Here is a 10,476-nt window from a genome sequence, read left to right as displayed (position 1 = left end):
ATAGCGCAGTCCGCTGCCGCTCTGTCCGCCGATGATGATGTAGAGAGCGGCGCAGCTCAGTGCGGCATAGAACGCAACTTCGAATGCGATCGGGCGCGAATATCCGGAGAGCGAGCCGCGGCCTTGGGCGAGCATGACGAGCCGCAAGGTCAGCGGGGTCATCACCGCAATTCCGATGATGTCGCCGAGCAGAAGCGGCGTCGCCGCCGTGAGCACATTGCCGAGTTCGATGCGATGGTCGAGCAGGAGCAGCAACGCAACGAGCGCGGACGTGACGAGCGCGGCTGCGATGCCGCTGGCCAGCAGCACGATCAGATCACGCAGGTGATAAAGACCCGCATCGAGATGCAGCACGCGGCGTGTCACGGTTGCGGCTGTGCCGTAAACGAGGGAGATGATGCCCGCGATCGCAACGATGACCGGCCATAGCAACTCGGTCCGCACCACGACCAGTTCCGCGACGATCATGCCCGCGAACAGCACGAGCCCGTAGAGCGGACCACGCAGCAGCATGAAGGCGAACACCACGCCGAGGCCCGGATTCCACGGCGTGATCGGGACGCTCATGAATTCGTGGATGGAACTCAGCCATTCCATCACCACGAAGACCAGCACCAGTGTGGTGCCAAGGGCGACACGTGTGACCCAAAACGGGGATTGGGTGATCGAATTCAAGCCACCCGTCAGGGATCGAACGGTGGTCATCATCAGGCCGGCGTCCTTGCCCACATTCGTGGCGTGTCAGTCATTTTACAGGGCGGTGCGGCTCTCTTGCCATCGGAAAACCGCTTCCATATCGTACGCGAACGACTGGCTAGAGGCTTGAAATCAATCGGGCATTCGACGCCGTATGAGCCGCGAATAACGCGGCCTTTTTGGGAGGGTTTCAAGGATGGCGGCGCTTCGCGACGACAAGGTGGCTTTTGCGGCCGATCCGGCGACGACCGGAAGGGTCAAGTCGTCCATGCCGATGACCGGCCAGCAGTTCCTCGAATCGCTGCGCGACGGTCGTGAGATCTATATCTACGGCGAGCGCGTGAAGGATGTGACGACGCATCCGGCGTTTCGCAACACCGCGCGCATGGTGGCCCGTCTCTATGACGCCATGCATGATCCGAAACACAAGGACAAGCTGCTGGTCCCGACCGATACCGGTAACGGCGGCATGACGCATGCCTATTTCAAGGCTCCGAAGAATCTCGCGGAATCGGTCGCAGGACGCGACGCGATCGCGGAATGGGCGAAGATCACCTATGGCTGGCTCGGCCGTGCGCCGGACTACAAGGCGGCCTTCCTTGGTACGCTCGGCGCCAATGCCGATTTCTATGATCCGTGGCAGGACAACGCGAGGCGCTGGTATCAGTTCTGTCAGGAGCGCGTGCCGTTCGTCAATCACGCCATCATTCATCCGCCGGTCGATCGCAATCGGCCGCCGAACGAAGTGGGCGACGTGTGCTGCCATGTTGAGAAGGAGACGGATGCGGGCATCATCGTCTCCGGGGCGAAGGTTGTCGCCACCGGTTCGGCGCTGACCAACTACACCTTCGTCGCGCATCACGGGTTGATCCCGGTGCAGGACAAATCCTTTGCGGCGATCTTCATGATCCCGACCAACGCGCCGGGCGTGAAGCTGATCTGCCGCACGTCGTATGAAATGACATCGACCGCGATGGGTTCGCCGTTCGACTATCCGCTGTCGAGCCGCATCGACGAGAACGACGCCGTGTTCATTCTCGACAAGGTGCTCGTGCCCTGGGAGAACGTGTTCTGTTACGGCGACGTGGAGAAGGCGAACAACTTCTTCCCGCGCACCGGCTTCCTGCCGCGGGCCTTGCTGCATGGCTGCACGCGCCTTGCCGTGAAACTCGACTTCATCGCAGGGCTTCTGCTGAAGGCCGTGGAAGCCACCGGCTCCAAGGATTTCCGCGGCGTGCAGGCCAATGTCGGCGAGGTGCTGGTCTGGCGCAACATGTTCTGGGGAATGACGGAAGCGATGGTGCGCAATCCGAAGCCCTGGATCGGCGATTATCTTCTGCCCGATATCGAGCCGGCCGGCGCTTATCAGATCATCTCGACGATGGCCTATACGAAGGTGAAGCACATCATCGAGCAGACCGTGGCGTCGGGCCTCATCTATCTCAATTCGTCGGCGCGCGATTTCAAGAATCCGGAGATCCGTCCGTATATCGACAAATACATGCGCGGATCGAACGGCTACGAGGCGGTGGATCGCGTGAAGCTTTTGAAGCTGCTCTGGGATGCGATCGGTTCGGAATTCGGCGGCCGCCACGAATTGTACGAGATCAATTACGGCGGCTCGACCGAGGAAATCCGCCGCTATGTGTTGTTCGGTGCGATGGCGAGCGGGACCGCGAAGAACCTGCAGGGCTTCGCTGAGCAATGCATGGCGGAATACGATCTGGACGGCTGGAAGGTGCCGGACCTGATGGATCCGGACGAACTCAGCTATCACGTGATCCGTAGCGCCGGCACGGTCTCGCCGCAGATCGCGCACGAACTGGAGTCTGCTTCGAAGACAAAGGGCGGTTGATCCTGCGCAGGATGTCGCATTTGCATCACATTCAGGTGGGTGTGCCTTCATTCCGCCAGCGGGTTCCAGACAAAAGAAGGGTTTGGGCGACGCCGGGGCTGGTGTAAGAAGTGCCATGTCCATCCGGGCCACCATATCGGCTGTACTCGTCGCTTTCGCGGCGCTGATGCTGGTCGCTTTGATGCCGACCGGTGCGGCTGCTCATGGAAGCGTGCCGCATGTTCATGCGGCTAAGGGCTCCGCCGCGTCGACTGTCAGCGTTGCCAAGGCCGACATGGTCGTCCGTGCGGGCTTGGCGGAATTCCGCGCCCAAATGCCGGCGTCTTCGGATTTCGGTGTGGGTACGGATACGCCCTGCAGCGATCGTGGTTGTTGCAGTGCCGGACATTGTGCCGGTTGCACCACTGCGATCGCCCCAAGCGTCTGGACGTGCCTGCGCGCTTCTTCGCATTCTCAGTTGCTGCATTCCAACGCGGCCGCGCCCGTGGGTCTTGCGCGCGAAGGCCCGCCGCGGCCTCCCAAATTCTTCGCCTGAACATCGCGACCCGCGTTTTCTGACGCGGGAGCGGCGGCCTTCAATGGGCGGCCGCCTGATTTCGTTCATGCGAAGGACTGACCTTCATGTTCCGCAAGATTCTGCCGGTGTTTGCCGCGGCGGCATTCGTCCTGGTGTTCGGCGCAACCGGACCTCGTGCCCATGAGGGTCACGATCACGGACCGGAGGCACCGGCGGCGCCGGCCACCGCCGCGCCGCGCGGCGAGGCGCATTCGGATCGCTTCGAAATTGTCGCTGTCGCGCAGGGCAAGACGCTCGCGATCTATCTCGACGAATACAAGACCAACGCTCCGGTCGAACAGGCCGGGATCGAAGTCGAAACACCGTCCGGGCCTGCGCCCGCAAGGGCGATCGGCGCGGGTCTCTACCATCTCGATGCGCCGTTTCTGGAAAAGGGCGGACATATCGATCTGATCGTTACCGTCAGTGCCGGCGGCGATCCCGACATTCTGCCGGTCAGCATCGATGTTCCGGCTCCCGCAGCAGGCGCAAGTGGCGCCGCTGCAAAGAGCAGTGCGGCTATGATCCTCGCGTCGTTGTCGCAATCGCCGCTCGCGACCGGTGTTGCCGGCTTCGTGGTCGGCGCATTGCTTGTCGGACTGTTGCGCCGCTCGCGCCGCAGCGGAGCGGTGGCGCTGCTGATCCTGCTGGTCGGAACCGCAGGCACGATGGCGCATGAAGGCCACGACCATGGCCCCGAGCCCGCTGCCGCGTCGAACGGTGACCAGCGTGCGCAACGCCAGCCGGACGGTGCCGTGTTCGTGCCGAAGCCGATCCAGCGCATCTTCGGCCTGCGCACGATCGAGACGCAGCCGGGCACATTCGCGCGGACCGTCGAATTGCCGGGGCGCATCATCCCGGACCCGAATGCCAGCGGCTATGTGCAGACCGCGGTTGGCGGCGTGCTCTCGCCGCCGCGCGGCGGCTTTCCGCGCCTCGGCACGCAGGTGAAGGAGGGCGACATCCTCGCCTATATCACGCCGCCGATTGCCGCGATCGACGTCTCCGACATGCGCCAGAAGCAGGGCGAACTCGATCAACAGATTGCGATCGTGCAGCGCCGTCTCGCGCGGCAGGAGTCTCTCGTCACGTCGGGCGCAGTGGCGCGCACCATGGTCGAAGAGACGCGTCTTGAACTCGAAGGGCTGAAGGACCGGCGTGCTGCGCTCGACAAGATCCGCAGCGAACCGGTGCCGTTGATTGCGCCGGTCTCCGGCATGATCGCCGACGGCACGCCGATCACCGGACAGATCGCGCAGAGCAACGCCATCGTCTTCCATATCGTGACCCCGGAAAAGCTGTGGGTCGAGGCGCTGAGCTTCGATGCGGTTTCGGGAAAAGGGCGCGCGTCAGCCAAGACCGGCAACGGCGGGACATTCGCGCTGACCTTCCGCGGCTCGGGCCTAGCCGATCGCAGCCAGTCGATCCCGGTGCATTTCTCCATCGATGGCGGCGCGAAGGATCTGCGCGCCGGGCAGTTCGTCACGGTCTTCACCGAGACCGGCGTTGAACGCTCCGGAATCGCGGTGCCCCGCACCGCGGTGATCCGGGCGGCGAACGGGCAGGACTTCGTGTTCGAACACACGACCGCCGAACGCTTCGAGCCGCGCCCGGTGCGGATCGAGCCGCTTGATGCCGATCGCGTACTGATCGCGGCGGGGATCGATCCCGGCAAGCGTCTCGTGGTGCAGGGCGCCGAACTGCTCGACCACGTGCGCTGAGGGAGGCCCATCGATGTTCACCTTCCTCGTGAGTCAATCCGTTCGCAACCGCATGCTGATCCTCGCGCTCAGCGTCGCGCTGATGGCGTTCGGCGGCTACAGCATCACCAGGCTTCCGGTGGACGTGCTGCCCGACCTGAACAAGCAGGTCGTCACCATCATGACCGAAGCGGAGGGGCTCGCGCCGCCCGAGGTCGAACTGCTCGTCACGTTTCCGATCGAGACACAGATGAATGGCGTGCCCGGCGTCGCACGCGTGCGATCCGTGTCGGGTGTCGGGCTGTCGTTCGTCTATGTCGAATTCGACTGGTCGGCGGGCGACATCTATCGCAACCGGCAACTGGTGTCCGAGCGTCTCAATCTGATGCGCGACCAGCTGCCCGCGAATGTCACCCCGATGATGGGGCCGATCGGCTCGATCATGGGGCAGATCCTCATGGTCGCCGTCACCAGCGAGCGCGCGACGCCCATGGAATTGCGCGAGGTGGCCGATTTCACCATCCGGCCACGCCTTCTCAGCATCCCCGGCGTTGCGCAGGTCATTCCGATCGGCGGCGAGGTGCGGCAATATCGGGTGTCGCCGCAGCCTCCGGCGCTACGCGCGCTCGGCGTCAATTATGAGCAGATCGAGAAGGCGCTGGCATTCTTCGGCACCAATGCCGGCGGCGGATTCACAGATCTCAATTCGCGCGAATACCTGATCCGCAATATCGGACGCACCACGAGTCTTGATGATCTCCGCAACATTGTCGTGGCGAAGGTCGATGGCAAGCCGGTGTTCATGCATCAGGTCGCGACCGTGGAGTTCGCCGCGCGCGCCAAACGCGGCGACTCCGGCTATATGGGCAAGCCCGCGGTCATCGTCGCGGTCGAGAAGCAGCCGAATGTCGACACCGTCTCGCTGACCCGCAAGATCGAGGAGGCGCTGACGGAGCTGAATAAGACCCTGCCGCAGGACATAAAGGCCGATCAGCTGGTCTTCCGGCAGGCCAACTTCATCGAGACCTCGATCAGGAACGTGCAGACCGTTCTGCTCGAAGCCTTCGTCGTGGTCGCGATCGTCCTTTATCTCTTCCTGCTCAACTGGCGCACCACGGTGATTTCGCTTACCGCGATCCCGGCCTCGATCTTGATCACGGCGGTGGTGTTCTATTTCGCCGGCCTGTCAATCAACACCATGACGCTGGGCGGCATCGCCATCGCCATCGGCGAACTGGTCGACGACGCGGTGGTGGGTGTCGAGAACATCTTCCGGCGGCTGCGCGAGAACCGTGCGCTCGGCAATCCGCGCTCGGTCTTCGATATCGTGGTCAGCGCGTCGCAGGAGGTGCGGTCCGGCATCGTCTACGCGACCATGATCATTGTTCTGGTGTTTGTGCCGCTGTTTGCGCTCTCCGGCATCGAGGGCCGGCTGTTCGCGCCGCTGGGTGTCGCGTACATCGTCGCGATCCTGGGGAGTCTTGTGGTCTCGATCACGCTGACGCCGGTGATGGCCTATTACATGCTGCCGGGGTTGAAGAGCCTCAACGAGCATGAAAGCTGGCTGGTTCGCGTGCTGAAGCGCCGGTATGGCGCGGCGCTTACGGGGGCTTACGCGAATGCGAGGCTCATCCTCGGCGTGACGCTGATCCTCGTGGTCGGCGCAGCCGTCGCCGCATTCACTCTGCCGCGCTCGTTCCTGCCGCCGTTCAACGAGGGCACCTTCAACATCCTGGTCCAGTTCAATCCGGGTGTGTCGCTGGTCGAATCCAACCGCGTCGGCACCATCGCTGAACAACTCATCATGCAGGTGCCGGAGGTGAAGTCGGTCGGCCGTCGCACAGGACGCGCCGAGCTCGACGAGCATGCCGAAGGAATCCATGTCACCGAGCTGGAGGTCGATCTCAAGCCGTCGTCGCGCCCCAAGACCGAGATCGTGGCCGACATTCGCAGCAAGCTCGGCGTGCTGCCGCTGTCGGTCAATATCGGTCAGCCGATCGCGCATCGGCTCGATCACATGCTGACCGGCATCCGGTCCGAGATTGCGCTGAAGATTTTTGGCGACGATCTCGACACGATGCGCAGCACGGCGGAGGAGCTGCGCGCAAAGCTCTCGGCCATTCCCGGTCTGACCGATGTCCAGGTCGAAAAGCAGGTGCTGATCCCGCAGCTTGAGATCCGTGTCGATTACGCGCGCGCTGCGCTATACGGCGTGCAGCCGGCGGTCGTTGTCGAGCAGCTCAGCCGGCTCTCGAACGGCCGCGTGATCTCCCGCGTGGTCGACGGCTATCGCCGGTTCGATGTGGTAATGCGATTGCCCGACACGCTGCGCACCACACAGGGTCTCGGCGACCTCCTGATCGAAACGCCGGCGGGCTGGATACCGGCGCGGCAGGTCGCAGAGATCAAGGAGACGGTCGGACCCAATCAGATCTTGCGCGAGAACGGGCGTCGCCGTCTCGTGGTCCTCGCCAATTCGGATGGCAAGGTCGACATGGCGAAGCTCGTCGAGCAGATCCGCGCGATCCTCGCCGGGACCAAAATGCCGGAGGGCACCTTCGTCAATCTCGAAGGGACGTTCCAGGCGCAGGAACAGGCGGCGCGCACCATCGGTCTGCTCTCGATCGTGTCGCTGCTTCTGATCTTCGCGATCCTCTACAGCCGGTACAAATCGAGCGTCCTTTCCCTGATCATCATCGGCAGCGTGCCACTGGCGCTGATCGGATCGGTCGCAGCGCTATGGCTTGTCGGCCAGCCGCTGTCGGTCGCGAGCATGGTGGGCTTCATCACGCTCACCGGCATCGCCTCGCGCAATGGCATCCTGAAGATCAGCCACATCATCAACCTGCATCTGCATGAGGGCATGCCGTGGGGCCACGACCTGGTCACACGCGGCTGTCTCGAGCGTATGACGCCGGTGCTGATGACCGCGCTCGCTGCGGGTGTTGCGCTCGTTCCGCTGCTGATTGATCCGGCGAGTCCCGGAAAGGAAATCCTGCATCCGGTGGCGGTGACGATCTTCGGCGGATTGATCAGCGCGACGTTGCTCGATGCCTTCGTGACGCCGCTTCTCGTGCTGGCTTTCGGCCGCAAGGCTATCGAGCGGCTCAAGGTCGTGAGCAAGCCTGAACCGGAGGCGCAGGCCGCGGCCGCGCCATCCGCGCCATCCGCGCCATCCTATTAAACGGGGAGACTGACAATGATGTTGAAGATGCTTGCTGTCGCGGCGGCGCTGGCATTCGGTGCAGCGGGGCCGGCTTATGCCCAGCACAAGCATGGCCATGGGCACAGTCATGCCGAGAAGGGCAAGAATGGCGGCCGGATGGTCGACGCCGGCGACTACCATGTCGAGCTGGTTGCAAAGGGCGAAGCGCTCGAAGTCTATGTGACCGACCACGACGACAAGCCGGTCGCAGTCACGGGCTACAAGGGCCTCGCGATCCTGTCGGTCGGTGGCAAGAGCCAGCGCATCACGCTGGACGTCGCCGAGGGCAAGCTGACCGGCAAGGTCACGGGAGATCTGCCGGCGAATCCGAAAGGCGTGGTGCAACTCACGCCGCCGAGCGGAAAGACGGTGTCGGTGAAATTCTGATCGCGGGTGGTCCGTGGCGCCTCAAGGCCGCCCCGGAATGCGCATCAAAGCTGCATCTCCTTGCGTGCGTCCGGGATGCTGACCGGCGGCAGCCGCAGCACACCCTGCTTGGTGGTGATGACGATCTCGCTGGCTGCGGTCAGTGCATCGATGAACTGATTGTAGCGCTGCGTGAGATTGCCCCATTTCTTCTTGCGGTCGCTCATGCCCATGTCGTTCTGCATGAAATAGATCGCGGGTTTGCCGCCCTGGTCTTCGGTGGTGAGGTCGCCATCGAGCCGCCACGGCTTTCTGCCTCCGGTTTCGATCCGGACGCGCACCGGGCCCTTGGTCTGGGGGCCTTCCGGCCACGCGAACCAGATGCTGATAGTGCGGCCCGCGCGCACGAGGAACATCACCTTGCCGTCGCGTACGAAGGATAGCGACGGCGCATTGGTGGAATCCTTTTCGAAGCGCCAGATGCCCTGCATGGGCAGGCCTGATTTGTCCTGCGCGAACCCGGCGGCGGGAAGGAGCAGGCAAGAGATGGCGATCAGTAATGCGGAAGCGAGACCGGGCATGCGGAATCCTGCGGAACGTCCAGGCAGACGCTCCATATTACGCGTCATTGCGAGCGAAGCGAAGCAATTCACAAGTATGATCGTCGCCTGGTGGATTGCTTCGTCGCGGTCTGCTCCTCGCAACACTGCCCTGTATTGCTTCGTTCTGCCTCAGCCAGGGACCTTGTACTTCGCGAGGCCGCCTACAGCACAATGCTGGGATTGCGGATGCACTGGTCGCAATCGATCAGGTTGAGTTGGCGCACCGCGATCATCCACTTGCCGTCCTGCTTGGTGTAACGATGACCGCACCAGCCATAGAGGCAGCGCGTCTCGAAGCCGCGGAATTCCGCGATCATCACGTTGGAGCGCACCATGCGCGTATCGGGGCGGCCGCTGTCGAACACTTCGACATTCGTCACCAGCCGCACGGTGCGCGACTTCGGCTTCTGCGACCAGGCATAGCCGGTGCGCAGACGATAGACGCGGTCCTCCAGACGCCGCCGGTCGTCGAAGGTGATGGCAATTTCCTTGCGCGGATCGCCGCCGGCCGGTGTCGAGGGCAGCCAGTAGACGCATTCCGGCGTGAACAGCGTCAGCCAGTCCTCGAGGCGATCCTGGTCGAGCAGCCGCGCTTCATGCTCCAGCAGCGAGCGGAACAGGTCGCGCTCCGCCATGTCGTTGATGACGAGGTCGTCGCGCTGCCAGTTCGAGAAATCGGCGATGATCTCCTCGTACAGCGCGTCGGTGATGTAGAACGACGTCTTGTGCGGATCGTGCTTCAGCGGTGCTTGGCTTTTTTGTGCCTGCATGATTAAGGCTCCCGCTTGATCTGGACATTCGGCTCGGTCTGCATCAGCCGTTTCCAGTACTGAATGTATTCGCGCATGAACATCTCGTCGGTCGCCGGCGCCTTCTTCACGCCGTCGCCGAGATCGACGGTGCGGCCCGGAATGTCCATGCCGCGATGCATGTAGACCCATTCGTCCTCGAACGCCGCGAGCCCGCGCTGGATCTCCTCGAAGTTGGCGAGATCGTCAACCTCGCCGAAATTCGGGAAGCCTTCCTGTGTGCGCATGCGCAGCGCATTGATCAGCGGCAGCTCGTCGCCCCACACGCCTTCATCGTCCACGACGGCGGTGCCGTACCAGATCGTGTTGGTTTCGTTGACGCTCAGCGGCTCGAACACCTGCAGATGGTTTCCGAGGATCGAGAGATTCGGGAAGATGTTGATATTGACCGGCTCGGAGGAGGCGAGGTCGAGCGCTTCCGGGGCGCGATCGCCGAGCCGACGCCGCAGTTCGGCTTCGTAATGCTCCATGCCGGGATGCGGGCTTTCGACCGCCCACATCGCGCCCGGCTTGATCTCCATGTTCGGGCGTTTGTCCTTGAAGTGGTGGCCGTGGCCGAAATACTTCATGTACATCGGCGCTTCGTCCGGGCGGCCCTTGTAATAGGACATGCCCTTGTCGCCTTCCGCGACCAGCCGGTTCTCCATGTCGAGCAGCGAGCGATGCGAGAACACGACGTGGTAGCCG

At 63.0% G+C, this 10,476-nt stretch carries 9 protein-coding genes; 5 read left to right on the top strand and 4 right to left on the bottom strand.

The genetic code is table 11. From position 1 onward, the window contains the following. The coding region (locus VNZ93_RS16895; protein ID WP_325707609.1) for an MASE1 domain-containing protein at positions 1–708 on the bottom strand (708 nt) is incomplete at its 3' end. A gap of 184 nt (positions 709–892) precedes the next feature. On the opposite strand from VNZ93_RS16895, the gene VNZ93_RS16890 reads away from it, so the two are divergent. The 5 genes from VNZ93_RS16890 (at position 893) to VNZ93_RS16870 (ending at position 8,399) form a co-directional block, all read left to right on the top strand. Further along, positions 893–2,551, top strand: a complete 1,659-nt coding sequence (locus VNZ93_RS16890; protein ID WP_325707606.1) for a 4-hydroxyphenylacetate 3-hydroxylase N-terminal domain-containing protein — start codon at positions 893–895, stop codon at positions 2,549–2,551. 115 nt (positions 2,552–2,666) lie between these two features. Further along, a complete protein-coding gene (locus tag VNZ93_RS16885) occupies positions 2,667–3,086 on the top strand; it encodes a hypothetical protein (RefSeq protein WP_325707603.1) in 420 nt (139 codons plus the stop codon). 86 nt (positions 3,087–3,172) lie between these two features. Next, the gene (locus VNZ93_RS16880) at positions 3,173–4,828 is read left to right on the top strand and encodes an RND transporter (RefSeq protein WP_325707600.1); all 1,656 of its coding nucleotides are present in this window, start codon (positions 3,173–3,175) and stop codon (positions 4,826–4,828) included. 13 nt (positions 4,829–4,841) lie between these two features. Further along, the gene (locus tag VNZ93_RS16875) at positions 4,842–7,991 is read left to right on the top strand and encodes an efflux RND transporter permease subunit (protein ID WP_325707597.1); all 3,150 of its coding nucleotides are present in this window, start codon (positions 4,842–4,844) and stop codon (positions 7,989–7,991) included. A gap of 15 nt (positions 7,992–8,006) precedes the next feature. Further along, the gene (locus tag VNZ93_RS16870) at positions 8,007–8,399 is read left to right on the top strand and encodes a hypothetical protein (protein ID WP_325707594.1); all 393 of its coding nucleotides are present in this window, start codon (positions 8,007–8,009) and stop codon (positions 8,397–8,399) included. A gap of 44 nt (positions 8,400–8,443) precedes the next feature. On the opposite strand, the gene VNZ93_RS16865 is transcribed toward VNZ93_RS16870, so the two are convergent. From VNZ93_RS16865 to VNZ93_RS16855, 3 genes are all read right to left on the bottom strand, one after another. Continuing rightward, positions 8,444–8,959: a hypothetical protein gene (locus tag VNZ93_RS16865; protein ID WP_325707591.1), complete on the bottom strand. Its 516-nt coding sequence runs from the start codon at positions 8,957–8,959 to the stop codon at positions 8,444–8,446. Positions 8,960–9,141: 182 nt separating this feature from the next. Beyond that, positions 9,142–9,750, bottom strand: coding sequence for an aromatic-ring-hydroxylating dioxygenase subunit beta (locus tag VNZ93_RS16860; protein WP_325707588.1), 609 nt, complete (start codon positions 9,748–9,750; stop codon positions 9,142–9,144). Between the two features lie 2 nt (positions 9,751–9,752). Then, a partial coding sequence (locus VNZ93_RS16855) for an SRPBCC family protein (RefSeq protein WP_325707586.1) occupies positions 9,753–10,476 on the bottom strand: 724 nt, incomplete at its 5' end.

Origin of the sequence: Pseudorhodoplanes sp., from assembly GCF_035565795.1 — a bacterium.
GTDB lineage: Bacteria > Pseudomonadota > Alphaproteobacteria > Rhizobiales > Xanthobacteraceae > Pseudorhodoplanes.
Note: the sequence above shows the minus strand (reverse complement) of the source record. Positions and strands in the feature narration are given on the sequence as shown.

Excerpts from the sequence above, each read along its gene's own strand:
- VNZ93_RS16880 (WP_325707600.1), top strand. The coding sequence starts at position 3,173 with ATGTTCCGCAAGATTCTGCCGGTGTTTGCCGCGGCGGCATTCGTCCTG.
- VNZ93_RS16875 (WP_325707597.1), top strand. The coding sequence starts at position 4,842 with ATGTTCACCTTCCTCGTGAGTCAATCCGTTCGCAACCGCATGCTGATC.
- VNZ93_RS16885 (WP_325707603.1), top strand. The coding sequence starts at position 2,667 with ATGTCCATCCGGGCCACCATATCGGCTGTACTCGTCGCTTTCGCGGCG.
- VNZ93_RS16870 (WP_325707594.1), top strand. The coding sequence starts at position 8,007 with ATGATGTTGAAGATGCTTGCTGTCGCGGCGGCGCTGGCATTCGGTGCA.
- VNZ93_RS16890 (WP_325707606.1), top strand. The coding sequence starts at position 893 with ATGGCGGCGCTTCGCGACGACAAGGTGGCTTTTGCGGCCGATCCGGCG.
- VNZ93_RS16860 (WP_325707588.1), bottom strand. The coding sequence starts at position 9,750 with ATGCAGGCACAAAAAAGCCAAGCACCGCTGAAGCACGATCCGCACAAG.
- VNZ93_RS16865 (WP_325707591.1), bottom strand. The coding sequence starts at position 8,959 with ATGCCCGGTCTCGCTTCCGCATTACTGATCGCCATCTCTTGCCTGCTC.